Here is a 22,586-nt window from a genome sequence, read left to right as displayed (position 1 = left end):
GGGCTGGGACCCGATGGGGGAACTCCAGTCGCTGCGCTCCGAGCTGAGCCGCCTGGTCGGCGGCCGGGGCAGCTCCCCGGATGTCGAGCTGGTGGAGACCACCGACGGCTGGGAGGTGGTCGTGCGCCTGCCCGGCGTGGCGCCGGAGGAGGTCGCCGTCGAACTGGACGACCGGGAGCTGTGCGTACGGGCCCGGTCCGAGGCCGAGGTCAACGCCGACCATGGCATCCCCGGCGGGTTCGAGACCCGGGGCTTCGAATACCGGGTCGACCTGCCGTCGCGGGTGGACCCCGCCGCCATCGACGCGGTGATGGACCACGGCCTGCTGCGGATCCACCTACCGCGGGCTAAGCGGGCCACCCCGCGCACCATCGTCGTCGGGCGCGCCGGCCGTAGCGGCGGTTCCGCCGGGGGTACGCCCACCGTGACCGATCCCGCCGCGGACCGGGAGCTGCACCATCCGGACACCGCCATCGAACGGCCGTAGGGGTCGCGTGGATACCCCGTCCCTGCTCGGCCCGGTGGGTGAGCGCGTACCCGACGTCTCCCGGATCGCGGTGCTGCGCGCCAACGCCCTCGGTGACCTCGTCTTCCTGCTGCCGGCGCTGGAGTCGCTGCGGGCCGCGTACCCGGAGGCGGAGATCGTGCTGCTCGGCGCGCCGTGGCACGCGAAGCTCTGGCGCGACCGGCCCGGCCCGGTGGACCGGGTGCTGGTGATCCCGCCGGCCCCCGGCATCCGCGACCCGGGCCCCGACGAGGAACCGGCCGCCATGGACGACTTCCTGGCCACCGCGGCGAAGGAAGGCTTCGACCTGGCCTTGCAGGTGCACGGCGGGGGTGGCAACTCCAACCCGATCGTCGGCCGGCTCGGGGCCCGGGTCACCGCCGGCCTGCGGGCCGAGGGCGCGCCCCCGCTGGACCGCTGGATCCGGTACGTCTACTACCAGCACGAGGTGATCCGCTACCTGGAGGTCACCGCCCTGGTCGGCGCGCCCGCCGTCACGATCACCCCCGCGCTGGCCGTCACCGACGCCGACCGCGACGAGGCCCGCGAGGTGCTCGGCGAACCGGACCGCCCGCGCGTCGCGCTGCACCCGGGGGCCACCGACAGCCGCCGCCGCTGGCCGGCCGACCGCTTCGGCGAGGTCGCTAGGGCTCTTCACCACGACGGGTACGAGGTGCTGGTCACCGGCACCCCCGCCGAGCAGGAGCTGGTGGACACGGTGGTGACCGCGGCCGGCGTGCCGGTCCGTCCACAGGTCGGCACCCTCAGCCTCGGTGGGCTGGCCGCCGCGTACCAGGGCTGTGCGCTGGTCGTCTCCAACGACACCGGGCCGCTGCACCTGGCCGGCGCGGTCGGCACCGCCACCGTCGGCGTGTACTGGCTCGGCAACCTGATCAACGGGGCGACGCCGCTGCGCGCCCGGCACCGGCCCATCGCCTCCTGGACGACGCACTGCCCGGTCTGCGGGGTCGACTGCACGCCGGGGATCTACCCGCACCGCCCCGGCGACGGCGACTGCCCGCACCGGGACTCGTTCGTGGCCGACGTGCCGGTCGTGGAGGTGCTGGAGGCCGCCGCCGAACTGCTGCACCCGGAACCGGGCGCGCCCGGCGCGTGACCGCTGCGGCGTACGGCCGGGTCAGGCCGGCTGCGGGGTGTCGGAGTCGGCGAGCACGACCTCCCACGCCTCCACGTCGCGTTCGGTGACGGTGGTCGGCGACTCCAGGTGGTACGCGCCGCTGGGCAGGACACCCGCGCCGCCGTACCGCGCCATCACCGCGAGCTGCGCGGCGACATCCTCGCCCTGGTGCTTCTCCCGCACCCGCCGCCAGAACTCGAAGCCGCCGCAGTCGACCAGCGCCGCCCGGTCGTACAGCACGCAGCCGCCGACCCAGGAGACCTTGTACGCCCGCCAGGCCCCCGGCGGCAGGTTCAGCTTCCGGGTCACGTGCAGCAGGTTCGCCGCCGGGTGGATCGACGCCCGCTGCCACTCCCGGGTGTCGGGACGGATCCGCTCCGGGACGACCGGGCCGTCCCACTCCTCGTAGTGCTCGTGGGTCTCCGGGCGCACGTCGTCGACGTACGACAGCCCGTGCACCGCGTTGCCGACGAAACCGCAGCGCAGCTCACCGATCGCGGTGACCAGCCGGTGCAGGGTGCCCGGTTCCAGCCAGACGTCGTCGTCGAGGCAGAGCACGTACCGGGCCACGGAACGGTCCAGCAGGTACGCCCGGTGTTCGGCCAGCCCGCGCCGGGGCAGCCGCCGGGTCAGCAGCACCGGGTGCCCCCGGTGGCGCAACACCCGGACCATGGTGGCCGCCGCCGGGTGCGCGTACGCCGGCTCCCCGTCGGACTGGTCGCTGACCACCACGCCGAACCCGCCGACCCCCTCCTGGGCGGCCAGCCCGGAGAGGGTGACCGCCAGTTCGGCGGGGCGGTTGCGGGTCGGCACCAGCACGTCGAGCTGGCGGGGTCGACGGAAGTCCCCGGCCGAGCCGAGGTCGAGCGGTCGGTTCACGCTGTCCTGCCCATACGCTGCGGTGTGGTGGTGGTCCCGGTCCCGCCGGACGACGGCGGTCCGCCGTTGCCGGTCCGACCGGGTTGCGGCGACGCGGCCCCCTGGGCGCGGATCCGGTCGATGATGGCCGAGGTGGAACGGTCCGGCACGTACCCGAGGGTGCGGACCTGGCCACCGAGCCGGCGTACCAGCGGGGCCTCCGGCACCATGTCCGGCGGGTAGTCGCCACCCTTGACGTACACGTCGGGGCGGACGGCCTCGATCAGCGCGGCCGGCGAGTCCTCCTCGAAGACCACCACATGGTCCACGCAGGACAGTGCGGCGAGCAGGGCGATCCGGTCCTCGACCGGGTTGACCGGCCGGTCCCGGCCCTTGAGCCGGCGGACGCTGCCGTCGGAGTTCACCGCCACCACCAGCAGGTCACCGAGCGCGCGCGCCTGTTCCAGGTACCGCACGTGGCCGGGATGCAGCACGTCGAAGCAACCGTTGGTGAACACGATCGACCTGCCGGCCCGCCGGTGGTCGGCGACGATCGTGTCCAGCTCGCCCCTGCCGACCAGCGTCGGGTGGGCGACGCCGTCCGAGGTGGTGCCGAGGGCGGCGAGCAGGTCGTCGCGTCGGCAGACACAGGTGCCGGTGTCCGACACGGTGATGGTGGCGGCGAGCTGCGCGAGCTGGGCGGCGGTGGCCAGCGGCGCGTCGGCCGCCAGGGCCAGCGTCATCGCCGCCAGGTACGCGTCCCCGGCACCGACCGCGTGGCTGGCCGGCACCGGGATGCTGTGGCTGCGGCGGGGCTCGCCGTCCGCGCCGGCGACCACCGCCCCCTCGGTGTCCAGGGTCACCGCGACCACGTCCGCGCCGGTGTGCTCGCGCAGCTCGGCCAGGCGGGACTCGGCGAGCACCGCCCGGTCCACGCCCTCGCCCGCGCCGGTGTCGACCGTGACACCTGCGCCGGTGATGCCGAGCCCGTCGCCGGTCACGGCGACCCGCCCCTCGCGCGAGGTCGGCTCGACGGGTCCGGCCGCGTCGATCGGGGGGTGGCCGAAGCCGGGCGGGTCCGTGCTCAGCGGGCGTTCACCGGCGCCGCCCGGGGCCGCGCCGACGACGAGTTCCGACGGCCCGTCGGACGGGTCGGCGGATGGATGGTCGAGGTGCAGGTCGAGCGCGGCGGCGCGGGAAGGCGCGTACGTGGCGCCGAAGCCGGCCGCGGCGCGGGCCAGCAGCCGGGCGGCCTCGGCGAAGCTCGGGGTCACCACGGTCGGGGCGAGGCCGCGCCAGTCGGCCAGGTCGTGGGCGTCCAGCGCCACCGTGGGGTACCGGTCGCGGTTGGCGACCAGCCAGGCGCGGACCGGCACGGGCAGCGCGCCGAGACCGTAGTCGCACACCACCAGGGTGGGTGCCACCCCGCCGGCGGCCTTCAGCTCCTCGGTGGCGCAGTCCAGCGCGGTGAGCAGCCGTCCCACCCCGTCGGCGCCGAGCGGATCCTCGGGATCGCCGGAGTCCTCCCGGAGCAGGATCTGGTTGCCGGCCAGCATCCGTCGTTTCACCGGCGTCGGCCGGTGCTCCTGGCTGACCGTACGGTCCCAGACGCCCGCGCGGTCGAGGCAGTCGTGCAGTTCGTCGCCGGCCACGTCGGCGCCGACCGGGGCGACCAGCAGCGCCCGGCCGCCGAGGGCCGCGACGTTGACCGCCGTGTTGGCGGCGCCACCGGCGGCGGAGATACGCCGGCGCAGGGTGAGGACCGGGGCGGGCGCCTCGCGGCAGAGCCGGTCGGACTCGGCGAACCGCCACTCGTCGAGCATGGCGTCGCCGACGACCAGAACGGGACGCCCCAGCCAGCTCTCCACGACGGTGGCGAGCCGGCGCTGTTCCGCTGCTGCTCCTGCCATGCCTTCCCGACTCCCCCGAGGGCCCCGGGCCAAACCTGCCCACCGGCCGGCGGGGCGAGCCCGTCTCTCCGGCGTGAAGGGCTCGGCTGTCGGCGTCGACGCATGTTCTGCCCGCGACGGGAAAGAAGGCGGAAGACCACCCACCCCCAGGATCGTCCGGTGCTCACCGTCCGTCAGATCCGGCTGTTGATGTTCGGTCTGATGACCGGCATGCTGCTGGCGGCGCTGGACCAGACCATCGTCGGCACCGCGCTGCCCACCATCGTCGGCGAGCTCGGCGGGATCAACCACTACTCGTGGGTGGTGACGGCGTATCTGCTGGCTTCCACCGCCTCGACCCCGCTCTACGGCAAGATGGCCGATCTGTACGGGCGTCGCCCGGTTTTCCTCTTCTCGATCGGTACGTTCCTGCTCGGCTCGCTGCTGGCCGGGCTGTCGCAGGACATGACCCAGCTGATCGTCACCCGGGGCGTCCAGGGCCTCGGCGCGGGCGGGCTGATGACGCTGGCGTTCACCATCATCTCCGACGTCGTCTCACCCCGGGAGCGGGGCCGCTACCAGGGGCTCTTCGGCGCGGTCTTCGGATTGTCGTCGGTGGCCGGACCGCTGGCTACTTCAGGATCAGGCGGTTGGTCTGCTCGAAGACGTCCAGGTCCGCGAGGGTCTCCGGGACCGAGGCCGACAGCGGCGACGGGAACGCGTCACGGTGGAAGAAGCCGGCGTCGGTGGTCTCGTCGGTCACCCTGGTGACCTCGCCGTCCCAGTCCTCCACCCGGAACGCGGTGGTGAAGATCTGGTAGGTGTGGCCGTACATGTTGGTGTGGGTGCGGTCGGGGCCGGTGTAGAGGGCGAACGCGCTGACCCGCAGCGCCCGCAGCCCGGTCTCCTCACGGACCTCGCGTACCGCGCAGTCGGCGATCGACTCGCCCAGCTCCATCGCGCCCGCCGGCAGCGCCCAGTGGCCGTTGTCCGAACGCTGGATCAGCAGTACCCGGCCCGCGTTGTCGCGGACCACGGCGCGGGCGCCGACGAACATCAGCGTCCGGTCACCGGCCAGGGCACGCAACTGCCCCACGTACGAGTCGGCCCAGGAAACACTCACCCGGACAATCTACGCAGCCGAGCCAGCTCGCTCGGGGAGTTCGGGGGTTCCCAACGTGTGACGGGCGACACTAGCTTGTTGCCATGCGTAGCACGATGATGGACGCCCCCCTGCAGGTCTCCCGGATCCTCGAACACGGCGCCAGCGTGCACGGCGCGGCGGAGGTGGTCACGTGGACCGGCGCCGGGCCGCGCCGGACGTCGTACGCCGAGGTGGGCCGCCAGGCCGCCCGGCTGGCCCACGCCCTGCGCGAGGAGTGCGGGGTGACCGGGGACGAGCGGGTCGCCACCCTCATGTGGAACAACACCGAGCATCTGGTGGCGTACTTCGCGGTGCCCAGCATGGGCGCGGTGCTGCACACCCTGAACATCCGGCTCTTCCCGGACCAGCTCACCTACATCGCCAACCACGCCGAGGACCGGGTGGTGCTGGTCGACTCGACGCTGGTCCCGCTGCTCGCCCGGGTGATCGGCGAGCTGACCACGGTGCGGCACGTGGTGGTCGTCGGCGGTGGCGATCCCGCCCCGCTGGTCGCGGCGGCCGGCGACCGGATCACCGTGCACCGCTGGGACGACCTGCTCGCCGGCCGTCCCGAGCGCTACGACTGGCCGGAGGTGGACGAGCGGGACGCCGCCGCGCTCTGCTACACCTCGGGCACCACCGGCAACCCCAAGGGGGTCGCCTACTCGCACCGCTCGATCTACCTGCACTCGCTCCAGATCTGCGTACCGGAGGGTTTCGGGCTCGGCCCCACCGACCGGGAACTGGCCATCGTGCCGATGTTCCACGCGATGTCCTGGGGGCTGCCGTACGCGGCGTTCCTCTGCGGCGCGTCGCTGGTCATGCCGGACCGGTTTCTCCAGGCCGCGCCGATCGCCGAGATGATCGCCACCGAGCGTCCCACCCTGGCCGGGGCGGTGCCGACCATCTGGAACGACCTGCTGGCGTACCTGGACAGCCACGACATGGACACCTCCTCGTTGCGGGAGGTGATCGTCGGCGGCTCCGCCTGCCCGCCGGCGCTGATGCACGCGTTCGCCGAGCGGCACGGCATCGACGTGATCCACGCCTGGGGGATGACGGAGACGTCCCCGCTCGGCTCGGTGGCCCGCCCGCCGGCCGGGGCCACCGGCGACGAGGCCTGGCGCTACCGCTACACCCAGGGTCGGGTGCCGGCCGGCGTCACCGCCCGGATCGTCGGGCCGGCGGGTGAGCCGCTGCCCGCCGACGGGACGTCCGTGGGCGAGCTGGAGGTCCGGGGGCCGTGGGTGACCGCCCGGTACGTCGGCGAGGAGAAGCCGGACCCGGCGAAGTTCCGCGACGGCTGGCTGCGTACCGGGGACGTCGGCACGCTCTCGCCGGACGGCTTCATCACCCTCACCGACCGGGCCAAGGACGTCATCAAGTCCGGCGGGGAGTGGATCTCCTCGGTGGAGTTGGAGAACGCCCTGATGGCCCACCCGGACGTGCAGGAGGCGTGCGTGGTGGGAGTCCCGGACCAGCGCTGGGACGAGCGCCCACTGGCCACGGTGGTGGTCCGCGAGGGCGCCTCGGTGACCGCGGAGGAACTGCGTGAGTTCCTGGCGACGTCGGTGGCCCGGTGGCAGTTGCCCGAGCGGTGGGCGTTCATCGACGCCGTGCCGAAGACCAGCGTCGGCAAGTTCGACAAGAAGGTCGTCCGGTCCCGGTACGCCGACGGCGCGTTCGATGTCCGGGAGTTGGCGGGGCCGTAACGTTTTCCGGCGATCCGTCGCCGATCGGGTAGGGACCCTACTCCTCAGGCATCCCTCCCCAGGGGCGGCCCCGGCGTTCGCACCGCGCCGGGGCCGCCTTCCTGTGCGGGGCGACCCGCACCGTCATTCTCGCCAAGGCTGCCCGCCGCTGTCCGGACAATCCATGAAACAGCCTCACGAACTACTCGTCGGCGGTGCTGACCAGGACCTTCCCCACCACCGACTCCTCCACCGCCCGGTGCGCCGCCGCGGTCTCGGCCAGCGGGTACCGGTGCAGCGGCAACCCGGCGTCCGCGCCCACCCGTACGCCGCCCTGGGCGACCGCCGCCGCCACGTCGGTCACCGCCTGCGCCTTGGCCGCCCTCGGCGCGGTGTAGACGAGGACGAACTGCCAGCGGGCGTTCGGCACCATCAGCGGCCGGATCGGCAGGGTGACCTCGTCCCCGCCGTCGTCGGCGTACACGCAGACCGCGCCGCCGGCCCGCAGCAACTGGACGTCCGCCGCGGCGTTGCGGGCTGCGGACACCTCGACGATCGTGTGCACCCCGTCAGGTGCGATCTTGCGGACCTCCTGGACCACGTCCTGTTCCCGGTAGTTGACCACGAAGGACGCTCCGGCCGCCGCCGCCAGCTGGGCCTTCTCCGGGCTGCTCACCGTGGCGACCACGCAGGCGTCCGCCCAGTGGGCGAGCTGGATCGCCGCGTTGCCGACCGCGCCGGCGCCGCCCTGCACCAGCACCACGTGGTCGCTGAGCGCCCCCGGGTGCAGCGTGTCCGGCATGTACTCGCCCGCCGTCAGGCAGCGGTGCGCGGTCAGGAAGGGGATGCCCAGGCAGGCGCCCAGGTCGAAGGGGGCGGCGCCGAGCGGCACCGCCTGCCGGACCGGCACCACCGTGTACTCCGCGGCGGTGCCCCACGGGCGCTGCCACGCGGCCTCCCAGACCCACACCCGCTCGCCGATCAGCTCCTGGTCGACACCCCCGCCGACCGCCTCGACCACGCCCGCGCCGTCCTGGCCGGGCGTCTGCCAGCCGGCCGGCAGCGGCCACTGCCGCCGCCCCTTCCAGTCGGTCGGGTTCACCCCGGAAACGGCCAGCCGGACCAGCACCTCGCCGGGACCCGGCGTCGGCACCGGCCGGTCGACCAGCTGGAGCACGGCGGGATCACCGGTGCGTTCGTACACGATCGCCTTCATCGCGGTCTCCTCAGCTCGGATCGAAGCCCTACCCGGCCCGGACGTGATCATTCCGATCCGGCTCGCCGTGCAAACCGTATAGCCCGGTAGTCGCCGACAGGGGAGTGATCATGCGGGACATATCGGTACTGGTGGCGCCGAGGCCGTCCGGCGCGGAGGGAATCGGGGACGACCGCGCGGCGGACGGTCCGGGACCGGCCTCACCACGCCCGGCGGCGGACGAGCCGGGGCGGCCCTTCCTGCCGTGTTCCAGCCGCAGCCGGCGAATCTGACGAGGGAGCCGCTGACGGACCCTTCTGCGCGGTCACCGCCCGCCGCGCCGGCTGACACGGGTCCGCCCACCGGCGTGGCCGGGCAGGATCGCGCAGGGTGTTCCGCGAGGACGACCCGCGACGACTGCCGGATCAGCCGAGCCGTCGCACCACCTCCGGGGTCAGCGCGTCCACCGAGGGCAGCGTCACGGCGGCCAGCGCGGCCGCGTCCGGGTCCAGCGGGTACGCCCCGTGCGGCACCGCGACCACCCGCATGCCGGCGGCGGCCGCGGAGCGTACCCCGTTGGAGGAGTCCTCGATCGCGACGCAGCGGGCCGGGTCGACGCCGAGCCGTTCGGCGACGGCCAGCCAGACGTCCGGCGCCGGCTTTCCCCGCGCGGTCTCCTCGGTGGAGAGGGTGACCCGGAAGACGTCGGTCAGGCCGGTGGCGGCCAGCGCCGCCGCGATCAGCCGGGTCGGTGAGGAACTGGCCAACCCCAGCGGCCACCGGTCGGCCATCCGGCGCACCACCGCGTCCGCGTCGTCGATCAGGGGCACCCGCCGCGCGTACCGCCGGGTCATCTCCTCGACCACCTCGGCGGCGACCTGCTCGGCGGTGCGGTCGACGCCCAGCTCGCCGCTGAGGTAGCCGGCCCACTCGCCGGTGCTCATCCCCATCAGCCGGCGCTGGGTGTCCGGCTGCCAGGTGCCGCCGTGGGTGGCGACGTACGCCCGCCGGACCTCCTCCCAGACCGGCTCCGAGTCCACGATCACGCCGTCCAGGTCGAAGATCACCGCATCCACCGTCACCCGCCCATCCTCTCGCACGGTGACCCGCCCCGCTTGTCTGCCAACGCCCGGATCTCGCCGATCGCGGCGTCGTGCGGGATCGCGGCTTCCGAACAGCACGGACGCGGCAATCGGCGCGCTGCTCCGCGGGCATGCTGGCCGCGCCGTCCCGGCGGGGAGTGGTCAGGACCGGGGGTGCCGTAGGCCGATCGGGTTGTCGTCCGGGATGATCCGGTGGCAGGCACGGGCCAGGGGATCGAGGAGTTCGCACAGGCGGGCGGTGCGGTCCGGGCCGAGCACCAACCAGGGGCGCGCGGCGGCGTGGTCGGTGGCGTCCTCGACCGCCTGGAAGCCGGCCCGACCGGCGTCGGTCGGCCGGCCGTCCGCGTCCAGCCAGCCACGCTCCGACAGCCGACCCTGTGCCGCCTGCCACTGCTCCTCCGACCAGTCCCGGCCGAGCAGGTTCCGTGGCGGCTGGTCGACCGCCACCCGCCAGGCCAGCGCCTCCACCGGGTCGAGCCCGGCGGCGACCAGGGCGGCGACGTGCCCGTCACCTCGCGCCTCGCGCAGTGTGGTGGCCGCCTGCCAGAGCCGGGCCAGCGGGTAGTCGCCCCGGGGCAGGGCCGCGTTGGCGGCGCCGAGCACCCGGCCGGCGGTGTCCACCCCATCGGCCGCCGCCTCCAGCAGCTCGGCCGCCTCGGCCAGGTGCCTCTGCGGCAGTTCGTACAACAGCTCGGCGAGCGCCTGCACGGCCCCGGTCAGCCGGGCCCGCAGCGCCTCCTCGGGGGTGACCAGCCGCCACACCGAGGGCAGCGCCCGGGCCACCATGGGCGGGGCGAAGGTGAAGAACGCGGCGGCCACGGCCGGCGCGTCGACCAACCCGAGCGGCGCGGCCCGCCCGGCGAAGTAGCCCCGCCAGTAGCCGCGCAACCCGACCGCCTCGTACGCGGCCCGGGCCCGTGGGTGGAAGTAGGTCACCGCGTGGACCGGCTCGAAGTGCGTCCACATCACCCGGGCCAGCCCGGGATCGTCCAGCGCCGCCACGTGCACCTCCGCGTCGGTGGGCAGGCCGCCGTGGACGGCGGACCGCCCACGGCGACCTTGAACCTACTGCCGCTCGGTGAACGTACGGAACCCCGCGATGACGAACTGCGCGAGAAGCGCCCACTGTCGGGAACCTGCCGAGGCGCCCGACGGGGCAGCGGAGAACGACAGGGGCCGATAGCCTTCCATCACTCAATGCGTTCAGGAGGATGCGTCGAGTCACTCAGTGTGCCGGCAGGCCGGCGCCGGGCCGAAAGGATCAGCAATGGGCAGACCCAGTCGGGTCACAAGAAGGGTACTTCTCTCGGTGGCCGCAGCGGTGGTGGCCACCGGGCTCGTGCCCGCACAGGCGGCGGACGCGGCGGCTCCGTCGTTCCACTACGCGATCAAGAGCGGCACGCCGGAGTGGCGCAGCCTCACCACGCACGACGCCATGGTGGATGCCCTTCAGATCCCCCGTCCGACCCTCGCGCGAATGAGGACGGAACAGCTCACCACGGTGGTGCTGGACTACCCTCTGCTGCCCGACGCGCTGGCGTTCAACAACGTCCAGCAGGGGCTGGAGACGGTCGCCGCCCGGTTCACCGGGCTCCGCGAGCTGTTGCGCCGCCCCGACGCGGCCGCTGTGCTGCTCGACCGCTATCAGAAGCTGGATGTTCGCATCTCGCCGGCGGACACCGAACTGCAGGCGGGTAACCGGACGCTCGACGCCTGGAAGCTGGAGAGCCTGCTCGCGCAACCGCAGGTGCTCGACGCCATGTCGGCGGGTCAGCTCGAATCGCTCCTGCGCCTGGGGCTGGACAAGTTCGCCGTCAAGCAGAGCCACGCCGCGGTGTACGGCGAAGCGGGGCTGGAACCCACCGCCGTCCTGCTCGGTCGTGCGCTCGGCGAGCGCGAGGGCTGGGACTGGAAGCAGTCGCAGCTGCTGCGGGAAGCGGTCCAGCTCGTACCCGACGCTACGGACACCACCGTGGACGCCGTGCGGCAGCACCTGGCCGAACCGTCCGCCCGCCACGAGGTGACCGACGGGTTGAGCGCGCAGGACTATGCGAGCACGGTCTACACGCCGAAGGGTACGGCGGTTCCCGTCACCACGATGACCACCGAACTGACCAGCGCCCAGATCACGAGCTTCAACAACTACGTGGCGACGAACTACCCCAATGCGACGCGTGAACGGAGCGCGTCGCGCAAGTACAACTGCCACTCCTACGCCTGGTACTCCACCTCCACGTCGAACGACCGCTGGATGAACACCCCCGGCGACGACAAGTACTGGCAGGACGGCAGCTACAAGCAGTGGCACACGCCCCTGGTGTGGTACTCCGGCATGAGGATTTCCTACGCCAGCGACGATCACTCGGGGATCTGGGTGGGCACCGGCAACTACGTCCGCTCCAAGTGGGGGCAGATGGGCCTGATCTACCACCTCTGGAACTACACGCCGTACAACGAGTCGACCACCAACTCCTACTACCGGAGCTGATCGGACGCGGGATGACGTCGTGTCGCGGGGTGCCGGGTGAGCCCGGCGCCCCGCGACCCCCGCTCGAACGCCGCGGCAGGTGGCAGAGCCCGTGCTACCTCGCCGCGAGCACGTCCACGACGAAACGCAGCGCGCCGGCCGGGTAACCGTCCGGCGGGTTGGCGCCGTACGCCAGCTCGGCCGGGATGTCCAGCTGCACCCGGCTGCCGACCGTCTGGCCCTGCATGCCCTGATCCCAGCCGGGGATGACGTTGCCCTGGCCGAGGACGAAGGAGATCGGCTCCGACCGCTTCCAGGACGCGTCGAACTCCTCCCCGCTGCGGTAGCGAACTCCGACGTAGTTGACCGTCACCTGCTGGCCCGGCTGCACGGCCGGACCGGTGCCGCGGATCAGCGGGGTGGCCTTCAGGCCGGTCAGCTCGCCCTCGCCCTTGCCGACCTGCGGCTTGGTGCAGAGCGCCTGGTCGGCGCCCTCAGGCAGGGTGGGGAAGCCGCCCGAGCAGCCGGCGGGCGCGGCGGCCTGCTTCGGCTCCTGCTCGCCACCCCGGGTTACCACGAACACCCCGACGATCACCGCGATGACGGCGACACCGGCGAGCGCGCCGAGCCACGCCTGCCGGCGCTTCTTCGCCTCGGCGGCCTTCTGCGCGGCCAGCTGGTCGGCCAGTCGTCGTTGCGCCTTCGTCTCCGGGCCCTGGCCCGTCGACCGGTTCTCCGTACGCTCGCTCACGTCCTCGACTCCCTGCTGGTTGGGTGACCGGCCCGGCGACCCGGTGCCGTGGCCAGCGCACACGGTACCCGGATCGATGCCGTCGGTGGGCCGTCGCCTGCCGGGTACGCCACCGGCCGTCCCGCACAGTCTTCCGCCGTCCGGCCTCGTCCCGGCCCGCGGACCCGGCGGAGGTAGGTTTCGACCATGGCGATCCTCACGGACAAAGATCTGGCCCTACTCTCCGAGCCGCAGCTGGCCCACGTGGCGACCGTCGAGGCCGACGGCACCCCGCACGTCACCCCGGTCTGGGTGGACACCGACGGCGAGCACATCGTGTTCAACACCGCCAAGGGGCGGCAGAAGTACGTGAACATCCAGCGCAACCCGGTGGTGGCGGTGTCGGTGGTGGACAAGGCGGACGACTTCCGGACCCTGTGGGTGAAGGGCACCGCCGAGTTCGTCACGGAGGGGGCGGACGAGCACATCGACCGGCTGGCGAAGAAGTACCTCGGGCAGGACACCTACCCGTTCCGGCAGCCGGGTGAGGAGCGGGTGATCGTCCGGATCACCCCGACCGGAAGGCTCGGCCAGGGCTGACGGCCCCCCCGCACCCGCCTGACGGCGCCGGGAGGTCCGCTCCGGAGCCGTCAGGCGGTCTTGCGGGGAGCCGCCTTCTTCTCGGCGGCCTTCTTCGCCGGAGCCTTGGCCGCCTTCTTCTCCGTGGTCTTCTTGGCGGCGGTCTTCTTCGCCGGTGCGGCCTTCTTGGTCGCCTTCTTCTCGACGGTCTTCTTCGCCGGCGCCGCCTTCTTCGCCGAACGGGCGGCCGAGATCGGGGTCGGCTCGCCGGCACCGCCCGACGGCGCCTCGCCCCGGGCGGCCCGGGCCCGCTCCACCGACGCCTTCAACGCGGCCATCAGGTCCACGGCGGCGGCCGGAGCGGCCTCTTCCTCCTCCGGCTGCACCACCTCGCGCCCCTCGACCTTGGCGTCGATGACCTCCTGCAGGGCCGCCCGGTAGTCGTCGGTGAAGGCGTCCGGGTGGAACTCCCCGGCCATCGAGTCGATCAGCGAGGCGGCCATCGCCAGCTCCGGCGGGCGAACCTTCAGATCCTCGTCGAGGAAGCCGAAGTCGGGCGTACGCACCTCGTCCGGCCAGAGCATCGTGTTGAGCAGCAACACCCCCTCACGCACCCGCAGGGTGGCCAACTGCTCCCGCTGGCGGATCGCCACCTTGACGATCGCGACCCGCTCCGAGTCGGCGAGCGCGTCGCGCAGCAGCACGTACGGTTTGGTGGCCGCACCCTCCGGCTCCAGGAAGTACGCCTTGTTGTAGAGAATCGGGTCGACCTGCTCCGCCGGCACGAACTCCAGCACGTCGATCGCGTGCGAGGTGCTCAACGGCAGGTCGGCGAAGTCCTCGTCGGTGAGGATCACCATCTCGCCGCCGCCCAGGTCGTACCCCTTGGCGATGTCGTCGTAGGTGACCTCCTCCCCACACACCGAACAGGTGCGCTTGTAGCGGATCCGGCCGCCGTCGGACCGGTGCACCTGGTGGAACCGGATGTCCTTCTCCTCGGTGGCCGAGTAGAGCTTCACCCCTATGGAGACCAGCCCGAAGGACACCGCCCCCTTCCAGATGGCGCGCATGCCGTACTCCTCTCCCCGGTCTGACCAGGATCCCAAACGATCGAAGCGCACGCACGCGCTTCCGTGCGCAACTAGAGTCAGAACGTGCCCGGCGCGCCGCTCAAGCCGATGCTCGCGATGACCGGGCAGCTCCCGGTCGGTGCCGGCTGGGCGTACGAGTTCAAGTGGGACGGGGTCCGGGCGCTCGCCGACATCACCGGCGGCCGGCAGCACCTGTACGCGCGCAGCGGTGTGGAGATCACCACCGCGTACCCGGAACTGATCCCGCTGGCCGAGCAGGTCGACGACGCGCTGCTCGACGGCGAGGTGGTGCTCTTCAACCAGGCCGGGCAGCCCTCGTTCACCGCCCTGGCCGAACGGATGCACGTGCGGGACCGGGCCAAGGCGGCCCGGCTGGCGGCGACCGCTCCGGTCACGTACATGATCTTCGACCTGCTGCGGCTGCGCGGCGACGACCTCACCGGGTGGCCGTACCACCGGCGGCGGGCGACGCTCGACGGTCTGGGCCTGGGCGCGGCGCGGTGGGCGGTGCCGCCCAGCTTCGCCGACGGTGCCGCCACCTACGAGGCGGCGGGCGAGCACGGTCTGGAGGGGGTGCTGGCCAAGCGGATTGACTCGGTCTACCGGCCGGGGGTGCGCTCGCCGGACTGGGTGAAGGTGAAGCTGGAGATCACCGGCGACTTCGTGGTCGGCGGCTGGCGACCCGGCGCGCGGAAGATCGGCGGCCTGCTGGTCGGGGTGCCCCGCCCGGACGGCCGGCTCACCTACCGGGGTCGGGTCGGCGGGGGGATCGGCGCGGCGCTGGAGCGGGAACTGCTGCGCGAACTCGAACCACTGCGCACCGGCGCGTCGCCGTTCGCCGGGGACGTGCCGCGCGAGGATGCCCGGGGGGCGATCTGGGTGACCCCACAGGTGGTGGTGGAGGTCAAGTACGGGCAGCGCACCCCGGACGGGCGGCTGCGGTTCCCCCGGGTGCTGCGGCTGCGGCCCGACAAGCCGCCGGAGGAGGTGGACGATGCCGGGTGAGCGGCTGAAGGTCGAGGTCGAGGGACGCCCGCTGGAGCTGTCCAACCTGGACAAGGTGCTCTATCCCGAGGCCGGCTTCACCAAGGGCGAGGTGATCGACTACTACACCCGCATCGCGCCGGTGCTCCTGCCGCACCTGACCGATCGGGCGCTGACCCGCATCCGCTTCCCCAACGGCGTCACCGGCGGCTCGTTCTTCGAGAAGAACGCCCCGGCGGCGACCCCCGACTGGGTACGCACCGAGACGCTGCCCGCCCCCGGGTCGAGCAAGGGGCGGGAGACCATCGACTACGTCGTCGCCGACGACCTGCCCACCCTGGTCTGGCTGGCCAACCTCGCCGCGCTGGAGCTGCACACGCCGCAGTGGAAGATCGGCGAACACCCGGACGTGATGGTCGTCGACCTCGACCCCGGGGCGCCGGCCGCCCTGAGGCAGTGCTGCCAGGTGGCGCTGCTGATGCGCGACCGGCTGGCCGACGACGGGTTGGCTTCCTATCCGAAGACGTCGGGGAAGAAGGGCATGCAGCTCTGCTGCCCCATCCGTGGCACCCAGTCCGCCGATGAGGTGTCCGCCTACGCCCGCCGCGTCGCCCAGGAACTCGAACGCGCGCACCCGAAGCTGATCGTGTCGAAGATGGCGAAGAACCTGCGCCCCGGGAAGGTCTTCATCGACTGGAGCCAGAACAACGCGGCGAAGACCACCGTCGCGCCGTACTCGCTGCGCGCCCAGTCGGTGCCGTCGGTGTCGACTCCGCTCACCTGGGAGGAGGTGGCGGCCGGGGCGGCCGGCAGACGGCCGTCGGCGAAGCCGTACACCGCGACGGAGGTGCTGAAGCGGGTGGAGAAGCAGGGAGACCTGCTGGCGCCCCTGCTCGACGGCGGCCCGGAGTTGCCCGCGCCCTGAGCGCGAGGGGCACTCTCGCTGGTCGATGTCCCGCTACAGTTGCCCATGGACAGCGGTGAACTCGTCAGCGCACTGCGCACCCTGCCGGCGCATTCGACTGCTCCGTTCCCGATCGGATGTGGCGCCTGTGGTGTGGGGCGCGTCGGGTCCGCTGCGCGACGGCTGCCACCGTCAGGCGGCCGGCCAACTGGTGTATGACACCCGGGCGTTGATGTTCGCCGGCACGCCCCCGTACGCGTAGCAGCGCACGTTGACGATGGTGTCCGTGCCGGACCGCGACCAGTCCGCCACCACGCAGTACCCGTTGGGCCTGGGCCGGTGCTCGGTGATGAAGTCGTCGACGAAGGCGGTGCCGTACGCCGTGCCGGTGCCGGTGATCTTCAACTGGTAGCGCCCGGCGCCCAGGTGGTAACCGACGCCGCCACCGAAGTTGTCGAGGGTCGAGTTCCAGTCCTCCCCGCCCACCCAGCCGCCGGACGCCTCCTCGCCGTACAGGACCCCGGTGTGGAAGCGCGGCCCGGTGGCGTACCCGAGCAGGTCCACCTTGTTGCCGTAGGTGACCGCGAACCGCGCGTCGACCGGGTTGCCGGCGGCGTTGCGGCACCACACGTCCCAGGCGTCCGGCGAGTCGATCTGGCAGTGCACGGCCGCGCTGCCCACCGCCGTCACGTGCGCCATCGGGAAGGAGTAGTCCCACTGGCGGTTCATGTGGAAGCGGTAGTGCCCGGTGGCGAGCCGTTCGTAGGCGACCGCGCCGCCGGTGGAGTCGTACCGGTCGGGGGCGGCCAGGGCGCGCAGGCCCGTCGGTACAGCCTGGTCGGTGACGAACCAGGAGAGGCGGCCCCGGCTGATCTGCCGCACGTTGGTGAAGGTCGCCACGAAGCGGCTGTCCACCGGCGCGCCGGTCGCCGCGAAGCAGCGCACCTGTATCAGCAGGTCAGGGGCGACGAGGCTGCGGTACCAGCCGGCGACCGTGCAGAAGACGGGCCCGCCGCCGTACGCCACGACGTGCGCGACGCCGCCCCGGGCCGGCGCCTGTTCCAGCACCACCGTGTACGCCCCGGTGCCGGTGCGCCGGACCAGCACTCCACCGTCGGTGTTGGTGGCGGTGTAGCCCCAGCTCGGACGGTACTCGGCGGTGGTCGGCGCATGCGCCCAGACGGTGGCGGTGACCGTGGGGTCGAGGTCGGGCAGCGGCTCGGCCCGGACGGGCGACGCCCAGGCCAGCACCATCCCGACCAGCAGGGCGGTCAGCGCGGACACCAGTCGGCGCGTTCCTGGTCGCATGGTGGCGGCCCTCCGTCCCGGACGTGTCGGCATCCTCGGGCAGGCGGCCGTACGCCCGCCCCCGCGCCGCCAGTCTGCCAACGCCTGTCAACACCGTTGGGCGGTTGCGATAGCGAGATCCTGGCGACCTTCCGATCGTCAGGAACAGCGACTCGCCAGGACCTGTTGGGGCGGCGGCACACGGCAGCGCGGCGGACGACCACACCATCGGCCTCCGGCTACGATCTCGTCATGGGTGTCCGTCCGCAGTTGCCTGTTCCGGCCGCCGTACCGGCCGGGGGCGATCGTCCACTGCTGACCTACCTCGACGACGCGACCGGGGAGCGTACCGAGCTGAGCGCGTACCAGCTTGGCGAGTGGGCCGCCCGCTGCGCGGGGCTGCTGCGAGATGGCTGCGGGCTGACCCCGGGCAGCCGCGTCGCGGTGCTGCTGCCGCCGCACTGGCGTACCGCCGCGGTGTTGCTCGGTGCCTGGTCGGTCGGGATGGCGGTGTCGCTCCGGCCCCGGGCGACGGCTGGGCTGCCGGTTCTGGAACCGGGCGGCGGCCGGCCGTACGACGCGGTGTTCGTCACTCCGGAGCGGCTCGACGACTGGCTGGAGGACGTGCCCGAGGGGGTGCACCGATACCTGGTCGGCACCGCGTCCGGGCCGCTGACCGACGTGCCGTTCGGCTGGCTCGACTGGTCCGTGGAGGTGCTCCGGCATTCGGCTGCCCCGCCCGATCACGCCGCCATCCACCCGGGGCTGGCGGCGACTCCGGACGGCACCAGCTACGACGAGTGGGGCCGGGTCGCCGGGGCCGTGGCCGACCAACTCAACCTGCGGGCCGGCGACCGGTTGCTGGTCGACGTGGCCGGGCACGAGCAGCCGGTGCGGTGGCTGCTCGCCCCGCTGTCCGTGGGCGCCTCGGTGGTGCTCTGCGCCAACCTCGACCGGCGCCGCCTGGACAACCGCATCGCCGTCAACCAGGTCACCCGCGTCCTCTGAGAGGGAGCCGTCCGTTACCGCCCCGGCGGGAGCGCGGCTTGCTCACCGAGGTGGAGACACCACCGGTCGGACCGAGTAGAGCACCTGAGTACGTAGACGAGTCGGCGCATGCCGTTCGCCGGTTGACTCGCCTGTGTACTCAGGTGCTTCAGGTCGCTCGTGGTCAGCCGGAGGACTTGCCCCCAGGTCGCTCGTCAGCAGCGGTTGGCCGCACCCTGGAAGGAGCTCCCTGACATCCGCGCGATCGACGGTGCTGAGTGGCGAGGGGCATTGCGCTGTGGCTATCGTTGCGCCTCGAAGTGCTTCTTCATCGCCGGATAGTAGTCGTCGAAGTTTGGTGCCGGCTGGCCGTCACGCGAGGCGACCAGCGCGTCCAGGTAGTACTCCCAGCCTGGTCCGACCTCGCCGACGCTCTCCGTGCCGGTCAGGTGCTGCGTGAACCGTAACTCGGTCACGCCCGCGCTCTCGACCAGCACCATGTCCAGGTGCCAGCTGCCGTGCTCGTCCACGGCGGAAACCGCCAACCGGCGCGGCGGCTCGCACGCGTCGATGGTCATGTCCATCCAGGGCTCACCCTCCTCGTGAACCAGCTGGACCTTGATCGTGCGTCCCGGCGCCGCATCGCCCTGCCACGGGCCGAACCAGCGTGCCGTGCGGGCCGGATCGGTGAGGCTCGCCCAGACGTCAGCCAGCGGAGCGCGGAACGTGCGGGTCAGCACGAGGTCGTCGCCGAACAGCCGGCCGGTGGGTGTGGGGCTCATGCGGTCTCCTTCCGGGATGGGGGTCGCCCGGCGGCCGTGTGCCGCTCGCGGCGGGTGCGGTAGACCTCGGTCTCCAGCGCATCGAGGCGGTGCTGCCAGCCGGACGGGCGCATCAGTCGTCCCAGCCACCCGGCCAGCTCGTCGAGTGGGCCGGTGACCAGTGTGTAGACACGCCGGCGTCCGTCGGCCGTGTCGCGCACCAGGCCGGCCTCGCGCAGAACGCGCAGATGACGGCTGACGGCCGGCCGGCTGATCACGAACCGGTCGGCGATCTGCCCGGCCGAGAGTGGCTCGTCGCGCAGCATCAGCAGTATCTCCCGCCGCACCGGATCGGCGATCGCGGCCGCCACCTCGTCCACACCGAAAGCGTAACCGATGGGTTACGCTTCCGGCAACGTCGCCGGGCGGCCAGCTCGGTCCGCACGGGAGCGGGCCGGATCGCGGCGGGGCGCGGGTGCGTGGTCAGTCGACGGTCGGCAGCTTCGGGCCGAGGACGTCGTCGGCGTCCACGATGGTGTACGCGTACCCCTGCTCGGCCAGGAAGCGCTGCCGGTGCGCCGCGTACTCGGTGTCGATGGTGTCCCGCGAGACGACGGTGTAGAAGTGCGCCTGCCGGCCGTCGGCCTTGGGCCGCAGCACCCGGCCCAGGCGTTGCGCCTCCTCCTGCCGCGAACCGAAGGTGCCCGACACCTGGATCGCCACCGCCGCCTCCGGCAGGTCGATGGAGAAGTTCCCCACCTTGGAGATGACCAGCGTCCGCAACGAGCCGGAACGGAACGCGTCGAACAGCCGCTCGCGCTCCTTGTTGGTGGTGGACCCCTGCACGATCGGGGCATCGAGGTACTCCCCGAGCTGGTGCAGCTGGTCGATGTAGCCGCCGATCACCAGCACCTGCTCCTGAGCGTGCCGCTGCACCAGCGCGCGGACCACCGGCAGCTTCGTCCGGGCGGTCGCCGCCATCCGGTAGCGCTCCTCGGCCTCCGCCGTCGCGTACGACATCCGCTCCGCGTCGGTCAGCGTCACCCGTACCTCGGTGCACTCGGCGGGGGCGATCCAGCCCTGCTGCTCGATGTCCTTCCACGGCGCGTCGTACCGCTTCGGGCCGATCAGGCTGAACACGTCACCCTCCCGGCCGTCCTCGCGCACCAGGGTGGCGGTGAGGCCGAGCCGGCGGCGGGCCTGGAGGTCCGCGGTGAACCGGAAGATCGGCGCCGGCAGCAGGTGCACCTCGTCGTAGACGACCAGCCCCCAGTCGCGCGCGGAGAACAGGTCCAGGTGGGTGAACGCGCCGCCGCGCCGCGCGGTGAGCACCTGGTACGTGGCGATGGTGACCGGACGGATCTCCTTGCGCTCGCCCGAGTACTCGCCGATCTCGTCCTCGGTGAGCGAGGTGCGGGCGATCAGCTCCCGCTTCCACTGGCGGCCGGCGACGGTGTTGGTGACCAGGATCAAGGTGGTCGCCTTCGCCTCGGCCATCGCCGCCGCCCCGACCAGGGTCTTGCCCGCGCCGCAGGGCAGCACCACCACACCCGACCCGCCGGCCCAGAACGCCTCCACCGCCTCCCGCTGGTACGACCGCAGCGTGAACGGCTTCCCGCCGTCCTTGCCGCCCTCGGCCAGCTCGATCGGGTGCGCCTCGCCGTCGACGTACCCGGCCAGGTCCTCCGCCGGCCAGCCGAGCTTGAGCAGCGCCTGCTTGAGCCGGCCCCGCTCTGACGGGTGCACCGCGATCGTGTCGTCGTCGACCTTCGCGCCAAGCATCCCGGCGAGCTTCTTGCTCTTGGCGACCTCGATCAGCACCAGCCGGTCCAGGGCGCGCAGCACGAGGCCGTGCGCCGGGTCGTTGGCGAGCTGGAGGCGGCCGTATCGGTCCATCGTCTCGGCCACGTCGACCAGCAGCGCGTGCGGGACCGGGTAGCGGGAGTACTTGATCAGCCCGTCCACCACGCCCTCGGCGTCGTGGCCGGCCGCCCGGGCGTTCCACAGCCCCAACGGGGTGAGCCGGTAGGTGTGCACGTGCTCCGGCGACCGCTCCAGCTCGGCGAAGGGGGCGATCGCCATCCGGCAGGCCTGCGCGTCAGGGTGGTCGATCTCCAGCAGCAGGGTCTTGTCGGACTGCACGATCAGTGGTCCACCGCTCACGCCAGCGTCCTCTCCTCGACCGGGGTCGTCGGCCACCCCTGGGGCGCGGTACGCGCCGCAGGCCGACCATCCAGTCTTGCACGGCCCCGGGACCGCACAGAAAATTGCCCGAACGACGCAACGTTTCCCGCGTTCCGCACGTCTAGCAATGGGACGGCCGGCACCGGGAGGGGCACATGAGGCACAGGAATCTCACCACCCGGGTCGCCGCCCTGGCTGTGGTCACGCTGGTCGGCGCCGTTGGGTGCGCGTTCGATCCGCCGGCCGACCCGGGTGGCACCGGAGGGGGGCTCGCCCCAGTCGGCAAGGCGGAACAGGTAACGGGGGCGAACGACGGCTCCCGGCCCGACCAGCGGGCCCGGACCGCGCCGGCACGCGGCACCCCGCCCGTGCCGTCGGACAACCGGCGGATCACTCCCAAGCCGGCCAACAAGACCCGCTGCGGGCAGGGCGAGCACCAGCGCGAGGTCGAGGGCTACCTCGCCCGCCTCGGCGGCTTCGGCCGGGTCACGGTCGACGGCAGGCAGTCGGACGCCGACTGCGCCGCGATCAAGAAGTTCCAGCAGCGGTACGACATCCGCCCCGCCGCCGGCCGCGCCGGCCCCCTCACGTACGCCGTGGCGAAGCGGCTGGCCACCACCGACACCAGCCGCTGCGACGCCGGTTCGGGCGTCACCTTCTGCGTGGACCTGACCCGGCAGACCGCCTGGGTGATGAAGGGCGGCAAAGTGGTGGCCGGCCCGACCGTCACCCGTACCGGCATGTCCGGTTACGCCACCCCGGCCGGCACGTACCGGATCAACTTCCGCAACCTGAAGGAGTGGTCGGACCCGTACGAGGTGTGGCTGCCGTACTGGCAGCGCTTCAACGGCGGGATCGGGTTCCACGAGACCACCACCTACCTGCACGACGGATCGATCGGCTCGCACGGCTGCGTCAACCTGCTGGCCGCCGACGCGGTCCGCTGGTGGCAGCTCGGCTCGGTCGGCTCCCGGGTGGTGCTCTTCGGTCGCCGAGCCGGCACCTGACGCGTCACCCCGGCAGCCCGATCAGGGTTTTATCCCCTGTGCGACCGGGGCGGTCCGGTGTCACCCTTGGGCAGAGGAGCCG

Annotated in this window: 21 protein-coding genes and 1 pseudogene; 10 read left to right on the top strand and 12 right to left on the bottom strand. The window is 72.6% G+C overall.

Annotation, left to right across the window (positions count from 1 at the left end):
* A partial coding sequence (locus tag E1165_RS20410; RefSeq protein ID WP_243704886.1) for an Hsp20/alpha crystallin family protein occupies positions 1–487 on the top strand: 487 nt, incomplete at its 5' end.
* Between the two features lie 7 nt (positions 488–494).
* Entirely contained in the window at positions 495–1,622 is a 1,128-nt protein-coding gene (locus E1165_RS20405) for a glycosyltransferase family 9 protein (protein WP_132393393.1), read from the top strand.
* A 21-nt stretch (positions 1,623–1,643) separates the two neighbouring features.
* On the opposite strand, the gene E1165_RS20400 is transcribed toward E1165_RS20405, so the two are convergent.
* Positions 1,644–2,522: a glycosyltransferase family 2 protein gene (locus E1165_RS20400; protein WP_132393392.1), complete on the bottom strand. Its 879-nt coding sequence runs from the start codon at positions 2,520–2,522 to the stop codon at positions 1,644–1,646.
* Positions 2,519–4,411 carry a D-glycero-beta-D-manno-heptose 1-phosphate adenylyltransferase gene (gene rfaE2 / locus E1165_RS20395; protein ID WP_132393391.1) on the bottom strand — a complete coding sequence of 631 codons (1,893 nt, stop codon included), beginning with the start codon at positions 4,409–4,411 and terminating at the stop codon, positions 2,519–2,521. Before rfaE2 ends, E1165_RS20400 begins: the two co-directional genes overlap by 4 nt.
* Before the next feature lie 102 nt (positions 4,412–4,513).
* Here rfaE2 and E1165_RS20390 point away from each other — a divergent pair.
* Positions 4,514–4,972: pseudogene (locus E1165_RS20390) on the top strand (MFS transporter); the annotation flags it as partial.
* A gap of 49 nt (positions 4,973–5,021) precedes the next feature.
* On the opposite strand, the gene E1165_RS20385 reads toward E1165_RS20390, so the two are convergent.
* The gene (locus E1165_RS20385; RefSeq protein WP_132393390.1) at positions 5,022–5,513 is read right to left on the bottom strand and encodes an NUDIX domain-containing protein; all 492 of its coding nucleotides are present in this window, start codon (positions 5,511–5,513) and stop codon (positions 5,022–5,024) included.
* A gap of 98 nt (positions 5,514–5,611) precedes the next feature.
* Here E1165_RS20385 and E1165_RS20380 point away from each other — a divergent pair, with 98 nt between their 5' ends.
* Entirely contained in the window at positions 5,612–7,246 is a 1,635-nt protein-coding gene (locus tag E1165_RS20380; RefSeq protein WP_207916970.1) for a fatty acid--CoA ligase, read from the top strand.
* Between the two features lie 181 nt (positions 7,247–7,427).
* On the opposite strand, the gene E1165_RS20375 is transcribed toward E1165_RS20380, so the two are convergent.
* The 3 genes from E1165_RS20375 to E1165_RS20365 all read right to left on the bottom strand — a co-directional run bounded on the left by E1165_RS20375 (position 7,428) and on the right by E1165_RS20365 (position 10,489).
* Positions 7,428–8,441 (bottom strand): NADPH:quinone reductase, encoded by a 1,014-nt coding sequence (locus E1165_RS20375; protein ID WP_132393388.1) that lies wholly within the window; start codon positions 8,439–8,441, stop codon positions 7,428–7,430.
* A gap of 404 nt (positions 8,442–8,845) precedes the next feature.
* The gene (locus E1165_RS20370; RefSeq protein ID WP_132393387.1) at positions 8,846–9,502 is read right to left on the bottom strand and encodes an HAD family phosphatase; all 657 of its coding nucleotides are present in this window, start codon (positions 9,500–9,502) and stop codon (positions 8,846–8,848) included.
* Between the two features lie 162 nt (positions 9,503–9,664).
* The gene (locus E1165_RS20365; protein ID WP_132393395.1) at positions 9,665–10,489 is read right to left on the bottom strand and encodes a hypothetical protein; all 825 of its coding nucleotides are present in this window, start codon (positions 10,487–10,489) and stop codon (positions 9,665–9,667) included.
* 301 nt (positions 10,490–10,790) lie between these two features.
* On the opposite strand from E1165_RS20365, the gene E1165_RS20360 reads away from it, so the two are divergent.
* Entirely contained in the window at positions 10,791–12,011 is a 1,221-nt protein-coding gene (locus E1165_RS20360) for a hypothetical protein (protein WP_132393386.1), read from the top strand.
* Positions 12,012–12,105: 94 nt separating this feature from the next.
* On the opposite strand, the gene E1165_RS20355 is transcribed toward E1165_RS20360, so the two are convergent.
* The gene (locus tag E1165_RS20355) at positions 12,106–12,741 is read right to left on the bottom strand and encodes an FKBP-type peptidyl-prolyl cis-trans isomerase (protein WP_132393385.1); all 636 of its coding nucleotides are present in this window, start codon (positions 12,739–12,741) and stop codon (positions 12,106–12,108) included.
* A gap of 186 nt (positions 12,742–12,927) precedes the next feature.
* Between E1165_RS20355 and E1165_RS20350 the strand changes: the two genes are divergently transcribed.
* A complete protein-coding gene (locus E1165_RS20350) occupies positions 12,928–13,320 on the top strand; it encodes a PPOX class F420-dependent oxidoreductase (protein WP_132393384.1) in 393 nt (130 codons plus the stop codon).
* Positions 13,321–13,370: 50 nt separating this feature from the next.
* Here the strand turns inward: E1165_RS20350 and E1165_RS20345 are convergent, their stop codons facing one another.
* Positions 13,371–14,369, bottom strand: coding sequence for a Ku protein (locus tag E1165_RS20345; protein ID WP_132393383.1), 999 nt, complete (start codon positions 14,367–14,369; stop codon positions 13,371–13,373).
* Positions 14,370–14,453: 84 nt separating this feature from the next.
* Here E1165_RS20345 and ligD (E1165_RS20340) point away from each other — a divergent pair, with 84 nt between their 5' ends.
* Entirely contained in the window at positions 14,454–15,395 is a 942-nt protein-coding gene (ligD, locus tag E1165_RS20340) for a non-homologous end-joining DNA ligase (protein ID WP_132393382.1), read from the top strand.
* Entirely contained in the window at positions 15,385–16,299 is a 915-nt protein-coding gene (ligD, locus tag E1165_RS20335; protein WP_132393381.1) for a non-homologous end-joining DNA ligase, read from the top strand. Before ligD (E1165_RS20340) ends, ligD (E1165_RS20335) begins: the two co-directional genes overlap by 11 nt.
* Before the next feature lie 171 nt (positions 16,300–16,470).
* On the opposite strand, the gene E1165_RS20330 is transcribed toward ligD (E1165_RS20335), so the two are convergent.
* Entirely contained in the window at positions 16,471–17,586 is a 1,116-nt protein-coding gene (locus E1165_RS20330; protein ID WP_132393380.1) for a hypothetical protein, read from the bottom strand.
* Positions 17,587–17,817: 231 nt separating this feature from the next.
* Between E1165_RS20330 and E1165_RS20325 the strand changes: the two genes are divergently transcribed.
* Positions 17,818–18,573 carry a TIGR03089 family protein gene (locus tag E1165_RS20325; RefSeq protein ID WP_132393379.1) on the top strand — a complete coding sequence of 252 codons (756 nt, stop codon included), beginning with the start codon at positions 17,818–17,820 and terminating at the stop codon, positions 18,571–18,573.
* Positions 18,574–18,854: 281 nt separating this feature from the next.
* Here E1165_RS20325 and E1165_RS20320 read toward each other — a convergent pair whose 3' ends face one another.
* The 3 genes from E1165_RS20320 to E1165_RS20310 form a co-directional block, all read right to left on the bottom strand.
* Entirely contained in the window at positions 18,855–19,334 is a 480-nt protein-coding gene (locus E1165_RS20320; protein WP_132393378.1) for an SRPBCC family protein, read from the bottom strand.
* Entirely contained in the window at positions 19,331–19,693 is a 363-nt protein-coding gene (locus tag E1165_RS20315) for a metalloregulator ArsR/SmtB family transcription factor (protein ID WP_132393377.1), read from the bottom strand. The genes E1165_RS20320 and E1165_RS20315 overlap by 4 nt, the downstream gene beginning before the upstream one ends.
* A 103-nt stretch (positions 19,694–19,796) precedes the next feature.
* Positions 19,797–21,476: a DNA repair helicase XPB gene (locus E1165_RS20310; protein ID WP_132393376.1), complete on the bottom strand. Its 1,680-nt coding sequence runs from the start codon at positions 21,474–21,476 to the stop codon at positions 19,797–19,799.
* Between the two features lie 176 nt (positions 21,477–21,652).
* Between E1165_RS20310 and E1165_RS20305 the strand changes: the two genes are divergently transcribed.
* Positions 21,653–22,504, top strand: a complete 852-nt coding sequence (locus E1165_RS20305) for a L,D-transpeptidase family protein (RefSeq protein ID WP_132393375.1) — start codon at positions 21,653–21,655, stop codon at positions 22,502–22,504.
* Positions 22,505–22,586 lie beyond the last annotated feature (82 nt).

The organism is Micromonospora sp. KC723, assembly GCF_004348595.1.
Classification (GTDB): domain Bacteria; phylum Actinomycetota; class Actinomycetes; order Mycobacteriales; family Micromonosporaceae; genus Micromonospora.
Note: the sequence above shows the minus strand (reverse complement) of the source record. Positions and strands in the feature narration are given on the sequence as shown.